This is a genomic window from Sphingomonas xinjiangensis (genome assembly GCF_014199255.1).
Taxonomy (GTDB): domain Bacteria; phylum Pseudomonadota; class Alphaproteobacteria; order Sphingomonadales; family Sphingomonadaceae; genus Sphingomonas; species Sphingomonas xinjiangensis.
Genome location: NZ_JACIJF010000002.1, coordinates 372,107 through 390,204, shown reverse-complemented (window position 1 = coordinate 390,204; position 18,098 = coordinate 372,107). Strand labels below are relative to the sequence as shown.

Annotated in this window: 13 protein-coding genes and 1 tRNA gene; 5 read left to right on the top strand and 9 right to left on the bottom strand. The window is 65.2% G+C overall.

Translation table 11 applies throughout. The features are described from left to right. Positions 1-100: 100 nt before the first annotated feature. Positions 101-2,131, bottom strand: coding sequence for an EAL domain-containing protein (locus FHT02_RS05300; protein WP_184085187.1), 2,031 nt, complete (start codon positions 2,129-2,131; stop codon positions 101-103). A gap of 112 nt (positions 2,132-2,243) precedes the next feature. After that, positions 2,244-3,062, bottom strand: coding sequence for an LD-carboxypeptidase (locus tag FHT02_RS05295; protein ID WP_184085183.1), 819 nt, complete (start codon positions 3,060-3,062; stop codon positions 2,244-2,246). Positions 3,063-3,099: 37 nt separating this feature from the next. On the opposite strand from FHT02_RS05295, the gene FHT02_RS05290 reads away from it, so the two are divergent. Further along, positions 3,100-4,497, top strand: coding sequence for a glutamate ligase domain-containing protein (locus tag FHT02_RS05290; protein ID WP_184085180.1), 1,398 nt, complete (start codon positions 3,100-3,102; stop codon positions 4,495-4,497). 50 nt (positions 4,498-4,547) lie between these two features. On the opposite strand, the gene FHT02_RS05285 is transcribed toward FHT02_RS05290, so the two are convergent. Beyond that, positions 4,548-5,525, bottom strand: coding sequence for a DUF2171 domain-containing protein (locus FHT02_RS05285; RefSeq protein WP_184085179.1), 978 nt, complete (start codon positions 5,523-5,525; stop codon positions 4,548-4,550). A gap of 209 nt (positions 5,526-5,734) precedes the next feature. Here FHT02_RS05285 and FHT02_RS05280 point away from each other — a divergent pair. Next, positions 5,735-5,810 (top strand) — tRNA-Ala (locus tag FHT02_RS05280). Here the strand turns inward: FHT02_RS05280 and FHT02_RS05275 are convergent. Beyond that, positions 5,799-6,107: a hypothetical protein gene (locus tag FHT02_RS05275; RefSeq protein WP_184085176.1), complete on the bottom strand. Its 309-nt coding sequence runs from the start codon at positions 6,105-6,107 to the stop codon at positions 5,799-5,801. The two genes, FHT02_RS05280 and FHT02_RS05275, sit on opposite strands and share 12 nt — an antisense overlap. Before the next feature lie 612 nt (positions 6,108-6,719). Here FHT02_RS05275 and FHT02_RS05270 point away from each other — a divergent pair. The 3 genes from FHT02_RS05270 to FHT02_RS05260 are packed head-to-tail and all read left to right on the top strand — an operon-like array spanning position 6,720 to position 10,332. Then, positions 6,720-7,922: a PepSY-associated TM helix domain-containing protein gene (locus tag FHT02_RS05270; RefSeq protein WP_246352195.1), complete on the top strand. Its 1,203-nt coding sequence runs from the start codon at positions 6,720-6,722 to the stop codon at positions 7,920-7,922. A gap of 8 nt (positions 7,923-7,930) precedes the next feature. Beyond that, positions 7,931-8,110: a hypothetical protein gene (locus FHT02_RS05265; RefSeq protein WP_246352222.1), complete on the top strand. Its 180-nt coding sequence runs from the start codon at positions 7,931-7,933 to the stop codon at positions 8,108-8,110. A 32-nt stretch (positions 8,111-8,142) separates the two neighbouring features. After that, the gene (locus FHT02_RS05260; RefSeq protein WP_343056836.1) at positions 8,143-10,332 is read left to right on the top strand and encodes a TonB-dependent receptor; all 2,190 of its coding nucleotides are present in this window, start codon (positions 8,143-8,145) and stop codon (positions 10,330-10,332) included. Positions 10,333-10,676: 344 nt separating this feature from the next. On the opposite strand, the gene FHT02_RS05255 is transcribed toward FHT02_RS05260, so the two are convergent. The 5 genes from FHT02_RS05255 to FHT02_RS05235 form a co-directional block, all read right to left on the bottom strand. After that, positions 10,677-11,834 (bottom strand): IS110 family RNA-guided transposase, encoded by a 1,158-nt coding sequence (locus FHT02_RS05255; RefSeq protein ID WP_184085170.1) that lies wholly within the window; start codon positions 11,832-11,834, stop codon positions 10,677-10,679. A 233-nt stretch (positions 11,835-12,067) separates the two neighbouring features. Beyond that, positions 12,068-12,772 carry an ABC transporter ATP-binding protein gene (locus FHT02_RS05250; RefSeq protein ID WP_184085167.1) on the bottom strand — a complete coding sequence of 235 codons (705 nt, stop codon included), beginning with the start codon at positions 12,770-12,772 and terminating at the stop codon, positions 12,068-12,070. 13 nt (positions 12,773-12,785) lie between these two features. Then, positions 12,786-14,180 (bottom strand): ABC transporter permease subunit, encoded by a 1,395-nt coding sequence (locus FHT02_RS05245; RefSeq protein ID WP_184085164.1) that lies wholly within the window; start codon positions 14,178-14,180, stop codon positions 12,786-12,788. Continuing rightward, positions 14,177-15,604, bottom strand: coding sequence for a DUF3526 domain-containing protein (locus FHT02_RS22015; RefSeq protein ID WP_184085161.1), 1,428 nt, complete (start codon positions 15,602-15,604; stop codon positions 14,177-14,179). Before FHT02_RS22015 ends, FHT02_RS05245 begins: the two co-directional genes overlap by 4 nt. Before the next feature lies 1 nt (position 15,605). Further along, complete coding sequence (locus tag FHT02_RS05235; RefSeq protein ID WP_184085159.1) at positions 15,606-17,714, bottom strand: TonB-dependent siderophore receptor; 2,109 nt, start codon at positions 17,712-17,714, stop codon at positions 15,606-15,608. Positions 17,715-18,098 lie beyond the last annotated feature (384 nt).

Below are 18,098 nucleotides of genomic sequence, written 5' to 3'. Positions count from 1 at the left end.
GAAACTCGCTTTTATAGAAAAGGCTGTGGAGCACGGGCTTATGCCCGCGCCGGTGCGATATAGGCAAGCATTGCGGCAATGTGCAGCACCGATGTGCCGATCAGCGGGCGAGCGACAGTCCCGAAGCCCGGGGCGCCGCGCCGCGGCCGGGGTTGGCGGCGGGGCGGCCGATCAGATAGCCCTGGATCTGATCGCAGCCCCACAGCTTCAGCTCGGCGAGCTGGGCGGGGGTTTCCACGCCCTCCGCCACCACCTTGATGCCCAGGCTCTTGCCCAGCGCGATGGTGGTCTTGACGATCAGCGCCGAGGATTCGTGGTCGTGCAGCTCGGCGATGAAGCTGCGGTCGATCTTCAGCTTGTCGAAATTGAAGTCCTTCAGGTTGCTGAGCGTCGAATGGCCGGTGCCGAAATCGTCCATGACGATGCGGGCGCCGGCAGCTTGCAGCACGCGGAACGCCTCCAGCACTTCGTGACGTTGCACGCCTACCAGCATGGCGTTCTCGGTGACTTCGAATTCCAGGCGGCTGGTGGCGACGCCGTGAAGCCGGGCGCGGCTGAGCACCGCCTCGGCGAAACCGGGTGCGCGGAACTGCACCGACGACAGGTTGAGCGAGAGCGACAGGCATTCGTCCCATTCCGCGGCGGCGGCAAAAGCCTGGTCCGCCACCCACAGGCCGATTTCCTCGATCAGCCCCGAGCGCTCGGCAACGGGAATGAAGAGGTCAGGGGCGATATCGCCTAGATCGGGATGCTCCCAGCGCAGGAACGCCTCATAGCCGATGATGCCAAGCGTTGCGGCATTGGCAATCGGCTGAAACACCAGATGCAGCTGGCGCCAGGCGATGGCCAGTTCCAGGTCGCGTGCGAGGCGGACCCGCAGCCGTTCCCGTTCACGGAGCGCCGCGTCGAACAGCCGGGCGCGGTTCCGGCCATCGGCCTTGGCCCGATAGAGCGCGAGGTCGGCGGCATTATGCAATTCCTCGCGGCCAAGATCGCCGGCGGCGATGGCCATGCCGATGCTCATTCGGATCTCGATCGGCTCGCGCGCGGTGGCCGCGGTGTACTCCAGCACTCGCTTCGCCAGTGCTTCGGCCGCCGCAGGCTGAACGGCACCGATCTGAAGAATGGCGAATTCATCGCCGCCCAGGCGCGCGACGAGATCGGTTTCCTCGACACAAGCATCGAGGATCTCCGCGGCCCGGCGCAGCGCACGGTCGCCGCCCGCATGGCCGTGGCGATCGTTGATCGCCTTGAAATCGTCCATGTCGATGGCGAGCAGGCCCAGCGCAGCGCCCGTCGCGCGGCTATGCGCGAGTTCCTTGGTGAGCCGATCCTCAAACTGCAGCCGGTTGGGCAGGCCGGTGAGAACATCGTGACGCGCGAGATAATCGGCGCGGCGTTCCGCGACGCGGCGTTCCTCAACGGCGCCGTGATATTCAGCCAGGCCGCGTGACAGGTCGCCAAGTTCGTCGTCGCGCATCAGTCCGGGGAATTCAGTGTCCGCCGCGTCGGCATCGAAGTCGCGCAGGCGCGTGGCGATCGCGACGATCGGCGAGAGCAACTGGCGGCGCAGCCACGTCGCCATCGCAATGACGATCAGCACGATCAGCAGCCCGCCGGTCAACACGCGCAGGATGTCGCGATGGCTTTGCCTGCCATTCGCGCGCACGGCGGAATTGATCGCATCGGCGAGCACTTCGCGTTCGGCGAATTGCGCGGCTTCCAGCCGCTTGAGCGATGCGAGGTAAGCGGGCATCGCCTGCTTGATCCGGTCGGGATGATGTTGCGCCACCGCCACCAACCGGCGCGAGGCAAGTGCCATGTCGTGTGCGGCGCCGCCAGCCGCGACCGCCTGTCGCGCCGAGGCCGCGGGCTTTCGGTCGTCGGCGCTGAGTGCCGGGATCGCATCGATCTGGCGCGACAGCGCAGCCCATTGTGCAGGCGACACCGGCAGCCCCTGTTCGCGGCGGCGGGTGACCGCGCCTACGGCGAGCCGCAGCTTTTGCTGGGCGAGATCGCGGGCGCCCTCGCGCTGCAAGGCGCGGCTTAGCGCCTCGACGCGCGCATTTGCCAGGTGGATGCCGTTGCCGACATTCAGCCCCGCAAGAAGCAACAGGAAAGATACCCCCACCAGCGCCGCGCATGCGAGCGACACTCGGTTGGCAATCGACAGCCGCACCGCCACCTCCAGGCACGCGGCTTACGAGACAACATGTTACTGGGTTGTTACCGGAATGCCCGAGTCAGGCCACGCCGAACGGCACGACCCGGTTCTGCTCAACATGGCCGATCTGGGCGCGGCCGAGATAGGGCACGCGCATCTCCGCGCACCAGCGCAGGATCATCTGTTCGGGCGTTTCGGCGAACGCTGGCGTGTTGGGCACCACGTCGCTGATCGTGCCGAGGCGGACGCCGGCAATCCCTTTCAGCTGCGTCGCATGTGCCATTTGCGAAAGCATGCGGTCGATTCGGTATAGCGGCTCGCCCACTTCCTCGATCATCAGGATATGGTCGGTAAGATCGGGCAGCCAGGGCGTGCCGATCATCGCCGACAGGATCGCGAGATTGAAGGCGACCGCAGGGCGCCCATCGGCAAGGCTGGGTTCCAGCGCGCGGCGATCGCGCTCGATCATCCAGCCAAGCGCCCAGCCGGTCGATTCGCCGGCGTCGTTCATTCCCAGGCTGCTCGCCATCGGGCCATGGCACACATTGCCGATGCGGCGGGCGTAGAGCGCGCCGAGCAGGAAGCCCATGTCGGAAAAGCCCATATAGGTCTTGTGGTTCGCGGCGGGGCCGAGCCGCGGCATCACGCGCGTGAGGATGCGGTTCGAGCCATAGCCGCCGCGCGCGAACCAGATCGCGTCAAAGCCGGGATCGTTGGCGAATTCGAGAAAGGCGTTGGCGCGGACATCGTCCGAACCGGCGAAATGCCCCTCCTCAAGATAGCATTGCGGGTGGAAGACGATGTCGTGCGCGGGATAGGTCAGCGCCAACAGCGCGGCCATGCGGGCCGATCCCTCGTGCCGGATCGATCGTGCCGGTGCCACCACTCCGATGCGCATGCTTGCCCCTTTCCCACAGAGCCGATAGCGCGGAGCCATGCAGCACGGCAAACCATACTTCTTCGTCGGGATCGGCGGTTCGGGCATGATGCCGCTGGCGATGATCCTGGCCGGCCAGGGTGCGCGCGTCGCCGGATCCGACCGCAGCCTGGATTCAGGCCGTCTGCCGGCCAAGTTCGACGACCTGCGTGCCAAGGGCGTCGCGCTGTTCCCGCAGGATGGCAGCGGCATCACGTCGGCCGAGCAAGTGGTGGTGGCGTCGGCGGCGATCGAGGCGAGCGTGCCCGACATGGTGGCGGCGCAGCGGGTGGGGGCGCAGCGGATGACGCGGCCGCAGCTTTTGTCGACGCTGTTCAATGCCGCGCCTTTATCCATCGGGGTGGCGGGGACCAGCGGCAAATCGACCGTGACCGGGATGATCGGCTGGATCCTGCATGCGTGCGGGCGCGACCCCACGGTGATGAACGGTGCGGTGATGAAGAACTTCGCGTCAGCCGACGCGCCGTTCGCGAGCGCGCTGGTGGGCCGAGGCGACGCGTTCGTCAGCGAAGTGGATGAAAGCGACGGATCGATCGCGCTGTATTCGCCGCGGATCGCCGTGCTCAACAACGTCAGCCTGGACCATATGCCGATGGAGCAGCTGATCGCACTGTTCGGCGGGTTCATCGCCAAGGCGGGCACGGCGGTGATCAACCGGGACAATGCCGAGGGCGCGGCGCTGGCGATGACGCTGCCGGCGGGACGCGTGACCAGCTTCGCGATTGAAGGCGAGGCGGATTTGGTAGCGCGCGATCTGGCGCCGACGCCGTTCGGCATCGCCTTTGACTTAGTGGAACGCGGCGGGGCGCCGTTGCGGGTGACGTTGCAGGTGCCCGGGCGGCACAATGTGGCCAATGCGCTGGCGGCGATCGGCGCCGCGCGGGCGGCGGGGGTGTCGCTTGTCGAAGCGGGGCAGGCGATCGAGGGCTTTGCGGGGTTGAAGCGCCGCTTCGAACTGGTGGGCGAAGCCGGCGGCGTCGCCGTGATCGACGATTTCGGGCACAATCCCGATAAGATCGCCGCGACGCTGGACACGCTGCACGCGTTCCCCGGGCGGTTGCTGCTGCTGTTCCAGCCGCATGGCTATGGACCGCTCAAGGTGATGCGGAGCGAATTGGTGGCGATGTTCGCGGACAAATTGGGCGAGGACGACCTGCTGGTGCTGCCTGACCCGGTTTACCAGGGCGGCACGGTGTCGCGGGAGGTGACCAGCGCGGATATCGTCGCCGACGTGGCGGTGACCGGCAAGCGGGCGGTGCATGTGCCGGCGCGCGACGCGGCGGCGGCGCATCTGGTGGCGCAGGCGCGGCCGGGCGACCGCATCGTGGTGATGGGCGCGCGCGACGACACGCTGAGCCAGCTTGCGGCGAAGATGGTGGCGCAGCTGCGCGGGTGACACGAAAAAGGCCCGGGGATCGCGCCCCGGGCCCTGATGGCGCGTCCGGGTCAGTAGGTGCCGGAGAAGCTGCGGTTCAGATTGCCGCCGGTGCGCCAATCCGCCTTGTCGTCGCGCGTCTCGTCCCGGCTTTCGCCGAACAGCGCGCCCGATTGCTCCTCATCCTTCCAGTGCGCCTTTGCTTCGTCCGCGGTCTTGCGCAGCGTCACCTTGTCATCGACGGTCTGGACCCAGCGTGACGGGATCGAATGGTGGTGGCCGCCAGCGGCACTGTCGCTCTTGGTCAGGATGATGCGGTCGCCGCGCACCTTGTCGACGGTGCCGACGTGGGTGCCGTCGGAGCCGAGCACTTCCATATGCTCGGTCACGCGGGCGAGCGAATCGCGCTGGCCCTGGCGTTCGCTGCGCCAGTTCGAGAATTCGTTGTGGAAGCGCTGCGCATTCTCGGTGCGGTACTCGTCATAATCGCGGTCGAGCTCGGCGATGCGCTGGCGGCGCCATTGATGATAATGGTCGTCGCCCTTGCTGCGGTCGGCCCAGCGTTCGTCGCGGGCAATGTGGTCGTCGTAGCGCCCGTCGCGCTCGCGGCGGCGCTCGGCCTCTTCGTCGCCGAACCAGGAGCGGACTTCGTCGCCGGCACGCTCGAAAAAGCCGCGGTCGTCGCGGGCGTCGCGGTGCTGGCGGCGGCCCTGTTCGCGGTCATACTCCCGCGGGTGGCCGCGGGATTCGGCGCGGTCGCGGTGCACGGCGCCGGCGCCATAGCTGTCATTGCCATAGCTGGAATGTTCGCCGCCGCCCCAGTCGCGGGTCTGGCCGCCATAGCCCGAGCGTTCGTTCCAGCGGCCATCGTCGCGATAGCCGTCGCGGTGCTCGTCGCGGCCATAGCCGCCGCGCTCGCGCCCCGCACCGCCGCGCACGCCCGCCGCGGCATAATCGCGCGCGCTGGAATAGGTGTAGTCGCGGCCCGAGCCGTAATCCCGGCCATAGTCAGAGCCGCTGCGGCCATAACGATTGTTGCGATCGTCCATTTCGGTCTCTCCTGCTTTGGGGCAGGGCCCGGCACCGCGCAGAACGCAGCCCGGCGCGCCTTCCAAAAGGTTCAGCGATCAGGACGGAATGGGGTTCCGTCGAGGGGCCGAGTCCGCCGCGCGCCTGCTTCGGTCCGTCGAACCGCCCGGTTGCATTGGGTGGGGAGCAAAGCTAATGAAAGCGCCGCCCGCGCAGGCGGGACGGCGGCGGGGCTGTAGCTCAGATGGGAGAGCGCTGCAATCGCACTGCAGAGGTCAGGGGTTCGATTCCCCTCAGCTCCACCAGCCGCCAGTTTTCGAGTAGAAATAGCAGATGCCCTTCGCCCGGTATAAAATCGGGCTGGGCATTGCCGGATGGCGAGGATTGTCTGCGGACACAATCTTGATTTTTAGCCGCACCTTCGGTTTCGTCTGATGCCCCGCTTCGCTGAGATGTACACGCAGCAACGCTTGCTTCCCCTCTGCACTGACCCGGTTGCGAGCGCCGTCGCATTGAAAGGGTACTTGAATCAGGCAGCGGCCCGGCATTGGGATTTCCCTCTGCGCGATGCACTTCCAACCGGAAATCTGCTGATTCTGCACGCGCGGAAGTGTGCGAGTGTTGTTAGCGTTAGATGAAGGCGCTCGGATGTCGTTCTGAGGAGGGGCGCTTTACAGTCCCCGAGCGTTAGATCGTTCTGGACTTATGAGTTTTGGATCAGAAGTGCCGATCTTGCGCAACGGGGTCACGTACTTCGAAACGAAGCGACCGCCTGTCAGCTTTGTGCGGGGAGTTAGTCGCGCTTTCGCGCACGAACCGAGAGGGAGATCGGCCGAAGTTGGAAGACGCTTCAATGCGCGAGCGTGGCCGAGACTCGGTCATCGGCGATCTTGAAGAGCGCTCTGTGCCCCTTGTCGAACTGATCCAAGACGCTTTCCGGATCGCCCAGGAGCGGTTCAACGACAGCCATTGGGCGCGTTGCCGACCGGCAGGTTACAGCCAAGCAGCCTGACTGCGTGGGCAGTGAGTCCTCTGTCTGCTCTGAAATTGCGGCCGGCAAGAGCGACTATCACTCAAGGCATCCACTAGCTGCTTGGGGTAGCTTGTCTGCAAGCGAACCTCCGGCATAGCTCAGCCGCAATCGGCGCGAGCGAGCTAGAGGCTTTTGAACCGGCGGCGTGATTGACAGGAATGCCACGTGCCCATAGTCGGTAATGATAATCACTCGCAACCGGATTGTACTTACCCTGTCAAGTTCCAGCATCCGCGTCTGGTATATGGTTCATAAATGGACCAGCCTGATTTGCACGGTGTTCCTGCTGATGCTGTGCATCACCGGGCTGCCGCTGGTCTTCCATGACGAGATCGACCGGTTGAGCGGCGAGACCACGCAGCTCGGCCTGCCTGGTGTCGGATCGTCGGGCACTGCGCCGGGGTTGCTGCCGCTTGACGAGATGATGGCCCGGGCCCTGGCCGCGCGGCCGGGCGAAGTGCCGCTGTTCATGGCGTTTGACAACGATCAGCCTTCGATGACGATAACCACCGGCCCCCATCCCGACGCGCCGGGATCGCAGATGACGATCCAGCTGTTCGATCGGTCCACGGGCAAGGCGCTGGGCCAGGAAGCCGAAGGGGAGGGTGTGATGCACTTCCTGCTCCAGCTGCACACTGACATGTTCCTCGGGCTGCCGGGCATGCTGTTCCTCGGCGCGATGGGCGTGCTGTTCACCGTCGCGCTGATCTCGGGCGTGGTGCTCTATGCGCCTTTCATGCGCAAGCTGGGCTTCGGCACGCTGCGGACTTCGAGGAGCACCCGGCTCAAATGGCTCGATTACCATAATCTGCTAGGCATCGTCGCGCTTGCATGGATGACCGTGGTCGGCGTCACCGGCGTTATCAACACGCTTGAGGATCCGATCAACAAGCTGTGGCGCAGCCGCGAACTCGCCGCGATGACCCGCGAATATGCTGGCAAGGGCGCGTTGCCGCCGTCGCGCTACGGATCGCTCGACAAAGCGATGGCGCAGGCGTGTAAGGCGTTGCCCGGTAACAACCCGCAGTTCATCGGTTTCCCGGGCGGAAAGTTTAGCTCGAAGCATCATTATGCGGTGTTCTTCCAGGGCGACACGCCGCTTACCGAACGCCTGCTGACTCCGGCGCTGATCGATGCCGAGACCGGCGCCTTCACCGCCGCGCGCGCGATGCCGTGGTACAATAAGTCGCTCTCGCTTTCGCGGCCGCTGCATTTCGGCGATTATGGCGGGCTGCCACTCAAGATCCTCTGGGCTGTGCTCGATCTGTTCACGATCGTGATACTGGTGACCGGCGTTTACCTCTGGCTCGGCAAGCGCCGCGCCTCTCCCGCCGCGCATGTCCGTGAAGTCGAGAGCGGTGGCGTCGTGGTGCCGGCGGAATGAGCCGGCGCGTGCCGAAGCGGCAGGGCCTAGGCGGGATCTTCGCAATTCCACTGGGCATCGCCTTGCTGAGCAGCGTCGCTTTGATCCTCGCGCTGACCGGCGACGGGTGGCCCGACATCCTTTCATGGACCGGGCTCGCCGTGCCCGTCCTTGCCGTCGGCTGGGCCATGCAGGTCCGCCGCTCCTGAGCTTCCCGTTGCTTACCAAAGGAACACACACCGTGATCAAGACCCGCCTTCGCACCTCGATGCGCCTGTCGATCTGCGCCTCCGCGCTGGCGCTCGCGGTTCCGGCTTACGCGCAGGAAGCGCCTGTCGAGGAGAGTTCGGAGGAGATTCTAGTCACTGCCCAGCGCCAGAACCAGACGGGCGTGACGCATAGCGGGCGGGTCGGCATCCTCGGCAACAAGCCGGCGGAAGACGTGCCCTTCGCGGTCAAGAGCTACAACGCCGCGCTAATCCTCAACCAGCAGCCGCAGACACTTGGCCAGGTCCTCGACAACGATCCCTCGGTGCGGACCAGCTATGGCTTCGGCAACGCCGCCGAACAGTTCGTCATTCGAGGCTTCGCGCTGACCGGGGACGACGTCGGCTTCGATGGACTGTACGGGATCACCCCGCGCCAGCTCATCGCGCCCGAGCTCTACGACTCGGTCCAAGTGCTCAATGGCTCGAGCGCGTTCCTAAACGGCGCCGCCCCGGGCGGATCGGGCATCGGCGGCAGCGTCAATTTGTCACCCAAGCGCGCCGGCGAGCGGCCGCTGACCCGCGTGACCACCAACTATACCTCCAGCGCGCATTTCGGCGGCAGCGTCGACGTTTCGCGCCGCTTCGGCGCAAACGACGAATGGGGCGTCCGCATCAACGGCGCGGCCCGGCGTGGCGATGTCGGGATCGAGGACGAGTTCCGCAGCGCCTATCTGCTCGGTGGCGCGATCGACTATAACGCCGGTCCGCTGCGGCTGTCGCTCGATCTCGCCTATCAGAAGGTCCGCGTGAATCAGATCCGGCCCAAGCTGACGATCCCGGCCGCAATCACCGTCATCCCCGAAGTGCCCCGGGCCGACGTCAATTACGGCCAGCCCTTCAACTTCACCGAGCTGCGAGACATTTATGGCCAGCTCCGCGCCGAATACGATCTGTCGGACAATGCGATGGTCTATGCCGCGTTCGGCGCGCGCGATGGTGCGGAGGACGGTCTCTACGGTACCTTCTCGCTAGTCGACGCCGCGACCGGCGCGATTTCGATCTCGGGCTCGCGTATTCCGCGCACCGACAATAATGAAGCGGCGCAGGCCGGCATCCGCGTCAAGCTCGCGCAGGCCGGTATCAGCCACGAGTTCAACTTCGGCGGGTCGATGAACTGGCTGACCAACCGCAACGCCTTTGAATTCTACGCGGTCTCTCCGGTCCGCAGCAACATCTACAATCCCGTGATCATCCCGCAGCCGACCATCGTTACCGCGCGCGGCGGTAACATGGCCGAACCCTTCCCGATCTCGCGCATCCAGCTGGCGAGCGCGTTCGCCTCGGACACGCTTGGCATGTGGGGCGACCGTGTCCTGTTGACCGGCGGGCTGCGGCTCCAGCAGATCACTGCCAAGACCTATTCGAACGTCACCGGCGCGCAGACTGCCCAGTATCGCAAGGATGCGGTCACCCCAGTGGTCGGGCTGGTGATCAAGCCGTTCGAAGGTGTGTCGATCTATGCCAATCGCAGCGAGGCACTGGTTCAGGGCGCGGCCGCGCCCGCGGTCAGCGGCGGGTTCAACGTCGTCAATGTCGGCGAGATCCTGCCACCCTATCTAGCAACGCAATATGAAGTGGGTGGCAAGCTCACGCTGGACCACGTCACCGCCAGCCTGTCCTTCTTCACCACCGAGCGCGAGACCGCGATTTTGGTGCCGGTGCCCGGCCCGCCTGCCAACGATGCGCGCTTTGCGGCCTCGGGCCGTCAGCGCAACCGTGGCATAGAACTCAGCATCCTTGCCGAGCCGGTCCAGGGGCTGCGCGTCATCACCGGCGCCTCGGTGATCGACGCCAAGCTGCGCCGCCAGACGAATGGCCTCAACGAAGGTAACAAGGTCGCGGGGGTCCCGGACTATCTGGTCAACGGCAATGTCGAGTGGGATCTCCCGTTCATCCCGGCGCTTACGCTGACCGGCCGCATCGTCCACACTGGCGAGCAGTCCGCGAACAACGCCAACACGCTGGCGCTGCCGAACTGGACGCGCTTCGATCTCGGCGCACGCTATGTTGCGCTAGTCAGTGATAGGCCGGTCACGCTACGCGCAAGCTTGGATAATGTAGCCAACGAACGCTACTGGGCCTCGGCGTTCGACACCTCGCGCCCCGATCTGCTCCAGGGTGCTCCACGAACCTTCAAGCTCTCGGCTTCGATCGACCTCTAGCCCGCGACGCGCTTCCGTCGCGGCGCGCCACATGCGCTCGACTCGCGACCGCTCACATGACGAGGACGTCGGTCAAGGGTGATCGTGGTATCTACATTGATGGTCTCCTTGGTGTCGGATCCAGGCGTGGCCCGATGCATGACGCGGCTCGACAGTCCGAACCTTATCCAGCTCACATACGGTCGCCACTCGGGGTGGCCGCACCATTATCCCGCTTGCGGCGGTTACGGGCACAGGAAAGCGGGACCAGTCTTTCGGACGGCGCTGAACGCCAACAGTCGTTTCGGTTCGCTTACCTGGATCCACGGAGCTGATCGGGCTCCGGGAACGCGTAAGGGTTCGGATCAGGCAGCCTTCATCACGGCTCCCTCGATCACCACACCTGAGGTTGCATATTTCCACAGCGCGATAAGAAGTTTGCGGGCGAGCGCCACGATCGTCGGCTTCTTGAGACGGCCGCCGTTGTGCTGCACGCGTTCCTGGAACCAGCGGGCAAGCGCCGAGTCAGGCTGGTAACGGATCCAGAGCCAAGAGAGCTCGACCATGGTCGTTCGCAGGCGGCTATTGCCGGCCTTGGAGACACCCTGCTCCTGTCTGATCGATCCACTTTGCCAGGGTGTGGGGGCAAGGCCGGCATAGGCCGCCAGCTGGCGCCGGTTATCAAAATGGCGGAACAGCCCTTCTGCGTAGAGGATGGTGGCGAACTCTGGGCCGATGCCCTTGAGGTTGAGAAGCATTGCCGCTGGCGTGTTGGCGGCTTGCTCCGCGATGAGCGCGGCGCGCTCATCCTCGACGGCTTTGATCTGTTCAATAATCAGCTCGAGCCGGTCCATCTCTCGATCGATTTGCGATCTGACTTGAGCTGCGAGAACGCGTCCATCGCCGGTTCTGAGATCTTCGAACCGTTCCCGCCGGTCGCGACGTAGCGGCTCATATCCAGTGATGCCCTGTGCAAAGAGCAAACCTTTGATCCGGTTGATATGCTGGGTTCGCTCAATGATCAGCACCTGGCGCTCACGGCAAATGCGACGTCGATCTTCCTCTTCGACGCTGGGCGGCCTGACCATCGCGCAGACGCGTGGCTCGCCTCGCTTGTAGGCAAGCAGCGCACGAACCAGCGCTTCGCCATCGATCTTGTCGGTCTTTGCCCGGCGGCGTCGGCGCGACGTTGCGATCGACGCCGGGTCGACGACATAGCTCTCGATCCCTTCGCGCTCCAACACGCGGTGGATCCAGAACCCATCCAGGCCGGTCTCCTGGATAACGATGAAGCCGAACTCGTGCCCGGTCCGAACCCGTGCTTTCTCGCGAAGTTGCGCAAAACGCTCCATCAATCCGGCAACGTCACCAGCACGCACAACATGCTTCGACATCCGCTCGCCAGCACCGGGCGACAAAGACGTGACCAGCCACGTTGATTTACTCAGTTCCAACGAAACAAAGATCGCGCCAAGATCTATACGGATAGCGGCAGGCGCATGGGGTCGATCAGCTGCAAGCATGGTTGCCTCCACGGAGTTAGGGGTCAGCAACCGCACTCTGACAGAGTGTCAGCCGCTATCCACCTCGCCATGGGATCTTTCGGGTTCAACAGAATAGCCGGTGCATGACCGGAATTGGGCGAGTGGCTGCCATGCAAGCCTTGCTGAACGGACGTCCGAATTCGAGAAGCAAGGGTGGTTCGAACGTCCACTTCTGGGTCCTCTCGGCCTCCCGTAGATGCCGAAAGCTCCGCCTACCGTCCCATTTCCTCGAGATAGAGGCTTTCCAGCTCCGACGCGGTAATGTCGGCAGCGTCGATCATGCGCCGCAGCCGCCCTTCTCGCATCAGCCCTATCCGGGTTCCTACTTCTCGGGCGCGGAACAGGTCGTGGGTGACCATCAGGACGGCAGCGCCGGCGTCGCGTTGCCGGACTACTAAAGAGTGGAACTCCGCCGAGGCCTGTGGATCCAGGCCCGAAGTAGGCTCGTCGAGCAGCAGGGCACGTGCCTGCTTGGCAATGGCCAGTGCGATGCCGACCTTCTGCCGCATCCCCTTTGAATAGCCCGCCGCCCTTCTATCCATCGCCGCATCCGCCAGGCCGGCTTGCGCCAGGCACCGGCGCAGATTAGCGGGCGATCGGTCGCATATGCCCGAGAGCGCGGCGAAATAGATGAGGTTCTCAAGGCCGGTGAGTTCGCCGAACAGCGCGATCTGCTCGGGCACATAGAGCAGCTTGCGCTTGGAGCCGACCGGATCGCTGCGCACGTCGACGCCGTCGACCCGTGCCTCGCCCGCGCTCGGTTCGAGAAAGCCCAGGAACAGGTTGATCGTCGTCGTCTTGCCTGCGCCGTTGGCACCGAGCAGGCAGACGATCTCTCCCGCCTCGACGCGAAGATCGAGCGCGTCGAGCGCGCGATGGGTTCCGAAATCCTTAGTGAGCGCGACGGCTTCCAGCATTGATGGCATATCCTCAGAGCAGCTTCGTCGGGCCGCCGCGTAGGCGGCGTGCGGCGAACAGGAGCAGCAGCGCAGTGAACAACAGCAGCGCAGCCAGGTCGGCGGCGATCGGACCGGCGCGCGAAGGCTCTGCGAAGGCGAAGCGCAGCAGTGGGCGATCATAGTCTGCGAGCGTCATCAGCCGCCCGCGATCCATCCAGTCGAAGGCGAGCTGCCGAGCCCGCCCCGCGAAGCCGCGCGCCTGTTGCCGGAAGGCAAGCGCGCGACTTGCATCGGTGCCTGCGAGCCGGTCGAGCGCGTCCTGCACGACGATCGCCGGCGAGAGGAAGCGCAGCCGCTCGGCAACGCCGCGATGGTGCGCCGCCTGCTCGGCGTGCGTGCGATGCAGCGGAAGCAGGCGGGCGTCACGCGCCTGGATCTCGCCCCGGCTGTGCCACAGCGATGCAGGGTAGTTGTTGCGCGGCTCCGCCTTGGCGGCCGCACGCGCGGCGTTGGCATGCGCTGCCCGCACCTCGAGACCGGCCGCCCGAACGGCATTGGTATAGGACAGTTCCGAGGGCCGGGGCGCCGCCAGATCCGCAGTGGCCGCGATCATGCCGGGCAGCAGCACGACGACAACCAGCCAGGCCGTGCCAGTCGCCAGTGCCGCGGTGGTCGAGGCACGCACGAACAGGTTGATGAGGATCGCAAGCGCGATCCAGAACAGCCCATAGGCAAGAACGATTGCGGCGAAGCCTGTCAGGCCGGCAAGGTCCTGTGCCCCCGCCATCGCGAGCGCGAGGCATGCGATCAACGTCGATGCCGCCAGTAAGCTGCCGCCGCGCATCGCTGCGCGCGTCAGGACGAGCCGAGCGGGCGAAATGGGTTGGGCGAGCTGGAAGCGGGCGCTGCCGTTCTCGACGTCACGCGACCAGAAGTCATAGGTCGCGGTGATCAGCAGCAGCGGCAGTAGCACGACAATGATGAAGGCGAGGTCGAAGCGGCCGGCTGCAAGCACCGATGGGCTTTCGAGCCCCGCCATGTGCGGGTCGAAGATCGACCAGGGATCGAGGAACGGTGCGATGCTGGCAGCGGCCGGATAGCCTTCGGCCTGGCCCGCGGACAACGCGGCGAGCGGTGGGGTGGGCAGTCCCGCACGGAACGGCAGCGCCGTCGCGTAGATCAGGCCGAAATTGGGCTTCTCGCCCTTGGCGACCATCTTGGCGAAAGTCTCGCGGCGCTTTGCCATCGTCTCGTCGGCCTCGGCCACCGTCTGTCGGACCGCTGTTGCGCGCGCGTCCGCCCAACGCGCGCCGCTCAGCGCGGCATAGCCGGCAAGAAGCGCGAACAGGATCAGCATGACCCGCATCACCGGGTCGCGCCATGTTCGGACTGCTTCGAGCCGAACGATCTCCAACGAGCCGGTCATGCGCCCGACCTTCCGAGGCGCCGCGCCGCGCCGAAGGCCAGCAACACCGACGCTCCAGCCCAGAGGACAAGGATCGCCAGATCGACCCAGTGGCGTGCGAGTGCTTCGCCCAGCGGGGGCCGGATGGGAGTAAAGCGCGCGCCACGCGTAATTGCGGCGACGTCCGCAAGATAGGGGCCTTCCTCGCCTTTGGGTCGATGGATGATCGCGCGGTTGAGCGTTTGAACCAACCCGTAGCGAAAGCCATCCGCCTGTTCGAGAAAGCGCCGGTGCGCATGCTGATCGCTCTGCGCGAGCGACGCCGACCAGGGCCGGGCCGCTTGAAGCGGCGAGAGGAGCGCGAAGCCGCGCTGGATCGCCGCCTGGCGGTCATAGCCGTCATAGAGTTCGGCAAAGTGGCGGCGATAGATGGCGGTGGACAGTTGCTCGCCGGCGAAGAGTGCGATGCCGTTGAAGTCGACCGGCAAATCCTCGAGCTTCGACACGCCGTAGCGCTGCAGCGTTGTCTGCCGAAGCCGCTCGAGCCGCGCGTCCTGCGGATCATGGCCGCTCAGACCCTCGCGCACTTCCTTGGACACTGCGGCCTCGAATGCCGGGCCGGACAGGGTAGGAGCCATCATGTCCGCGATCGTCGGGGCGATGCGGGGCACGAACAGCGTCGCCATCGCCCAGAAGGCAAGCAGCACCACCAGCGCCGTCCGCGCCGACGCAAAGGCAGCCGAGGCCGCCAGCGTCAGCGCAGCAAAAGCGAGAAGAAACAAGCCATAGCCAAGCATCATCCAGAATAGTGCCGCGTACTCCGGCGGCCCTCCACCGCTCCATGCCAGCGCCAGGGCGCTCGCCAGGGTAGCGATGGCGAGCAGCAGCCCGACGGTGGCACCCAGGCCGCCCAGGCGCCCGGCCATCAGCGCGGCGGGAGGAACCCCGGCGGCGAGCTCCTGGCGGAGCAGGCCGCGTGCGCGTTCGCCCGAAAAGGCGGAAAAGCCGGAAAGGATCACCAGCAGGGGAGCAAAGAGCTGGAGCATCGTTGCCGGGCTGAGTCCGCCAAAGCGGTCGAGCGCCGTACCGCCGTCGATCGTCCGGTTGCGTGCCGGATTGTTGGCATGTGCCTCGACCTTGAGCGAGTTGCCGAGCTGCGACAGCAGACCCGGATCGATCACGGCGAGGGGCGAGACTGGCTTGAAGAAATAGCGTCCGAAATGCGCCGCACCGTGGGGATTCGCGGGTCCCTGCGATGCCCAGACTCGCGCCTCCTCGGCCTGAGCGGCGCGCCGTTCCCTTTCGCGTGCGCCGTGCAGCGCGGCGCCGGCAAACGCTGCGGCGAGCAGCGCCAGCAGCAGCGAAAGCCCCAGCACCGCGAGTCGCCGGTCCCGCACCAGCAGCCGCCATTGCTGACCGGCGATCACAGGAACGAGCGCCGCCACCTCAGTAGCTTGCCCGGAGCGTCACCAGGACGTTCCGCGGTTCGCCATAGAAGTTGTACGTGTTGATCGAGCCGACGCGCTGGTAATAGACCTTGTCGAACACGTTGTTGACCGAGACGAACGCCCGCAGATCGTCGCTGACGCGCCAGCCGAGCTGGCCACCGACCACCGCGACGGGTGCCTGCTCCCGGATACCGGGCACGCCGCCAGCGACTACACCGCTCTGACCATTGAGGCTGACCGCAGCGAAGGCGCCGCCCAGCGCCGCCGGCGCGTAGCGCGCGTAAAACTTATACTGGTGCCGCGGCGTGTTGAGGTCGAACACGGCACCGGTCTGCGCCGCAGTGCCTAATTCGAACTCGGTCTTCACATTGGTGTAGCTCGCCACGAGGTCCAGCCCGGCAAGCGGGCTTCCGGTGACTTCGAACTCGAATCCCTGGATCTTTACCTCGCCGACCTGAACGTAGAAACCGGGGTTTGCCGTGTCGGCGAGCGCGCGGTTCTTGTCCTTGCTGCGGAAAACCGCCGCGCTGGCGTTGAGAGCTCCATCCAGGAAACGCCCTTTGAGCCCAGCTTCATATTGCTGGCCAACTCGCGGATCAAGCACGGTTCCGTCGGCACGCAGCTGAGTCTGGGGATTGAAGATGTCGGAATAGCTTCCGTACAACGTGACATCGTCGGTCAGGTGCAGCACCGCGCCGACGCTCGGCGTGAATTGGCCGCGCTCGCGGGCGCCCGTGGTGAAGTTAGTCGCCGGTGAGGGCACAATACTCCGCGACTTGTTGGTATAGTCGCTGATCCGGCCGCCCGCGACGATCGTAAGGTCCTTAGTCGGCCGCAGCCGCAATTGGGCATGCACGCCGCTCTGCTGGAGATCGGTCTCGCTGCCCGAGGTGAAGGCGGCACCCGGCAGCGGGATCGAGTCCGCATCATAGATCGAGTATCTGCCGAGCCGGTTTTGACTGCGATTGCGGAATGAGGTCGTTCGCTTGTCCCAGCTATAGCCTACCGCAAGCTCATGCTCCTGGCCGAACAGCCTGAACGGGCCGGTGGCGTATGCGTCCACCGAAGTCTTGCCGTTCACGCCGCGGCTGCGGCGGTTCACATAAGCGGCGGTCAACGTGACGGGGTCGACGCCCGTACCCGGCTCGATAAAGGCATCGGCCCAGGCGCGCGGAATATCGCGGTGGAGCCCGCGCACGACGACCGACCAGTCGCCGACCTGCTGCTTGATCTCGCCGGCATATTCGGTGGTGGTTTCGGCGAACTTGTTCCAGCTCGGCAGGTGCTGGAAGTTGCGGGGGAAGTTCAGGAACTGGTCGGTCAGCGGGTGTCGCTGGCCGTTGCTCAGCAAGCCATAGGCCGGCTGCCCGTTCATCGGCGTGTTCGCTACCGTGTCCTGATAGCTGAGCGACGCGCCGATCGTCGTGGTGGGCGTCAGGTCGAAGTCGAGCGCGGTATAGGCGGTGAGCTTGCGCGTATGCGACTTGTTCTGGAAGAAATTGCGATCGTGGAGCGCGCCCACTGCCCGCAGGCGCAGGCGCCCCGCTGCATCGACCGGCCCACCGATATCGAACTCGCCGCGATAGTTGTTCCAGGAGCCCGCGGACAGCGCGCCGGAGAGTGCGAGTTGGTCCTGACCGCGCTTGCGGATCAGGTTGATCGTCCCGCCCGGCGAACCCGAGCCGCGGAACAGGCCGGTGGGGCCGCGCTGCACTTCGAGCCGCTCGTAGATGACGAGGTCGAACTCGGGCACGCCCGAGGAGAAGGTCGACGGAATGCCGTCATAGGCATAGTCGAGCACGAAGCCGCGCGCACGATAATCGGGATTGGTGCCATCGAACGGCATCACCGTGACGCCCGCCACCGTCTGCACTGCCTCGCCGATCGTGAACAGGTTGCGATCCTCGATCTGCTGGCGCGTCACCACGCTTACCGATTGCGGGATCTCGATCAGCGGCGCCGGGCTCTTGCCGGCGACGGTCGCCTGCTGCGGCGCATAGCTATCGTCCTCCCGCACTCCGGTTACGACGATGTCCGAGCGGCGTGAGTGCTCCTCGTCTTCGGTCTGGGCGAATGCAGGCGTGGCGATAAGAGGCAGGCCAAGCATCAGGCCTGCCGCAATGGACAGTCGGTTCAAAAAATCCCCCTAAGCACGAATCACGATACAGTATATCATGTCCACTATGGCGAGACCCAGTGTCTGGCAAGGTGTTTGCAGATATCGCGTCAGGGAGAGCGCCGTCTCACCGGCACTGCTCGGCCTCTCGCTCGGCGACGGAAGCGTAGAGTTCATCGGTTGAATGAGGGCGGAGCGCGGGCCTCCGTTCGGCTAGCTGCAGAACGGAAGTTCGTTGCCCTTCATGCCGATATGCGGCGGTGCAAACGGCCAATCCAAGTTGAAATCGGTACATTAACAAGCGACCGATTTGCAGAGGCGGCGGAAGCGCCTACACATCGGCTTGCGGTCTTACTAGCCGCTGGCTTCCGCTGC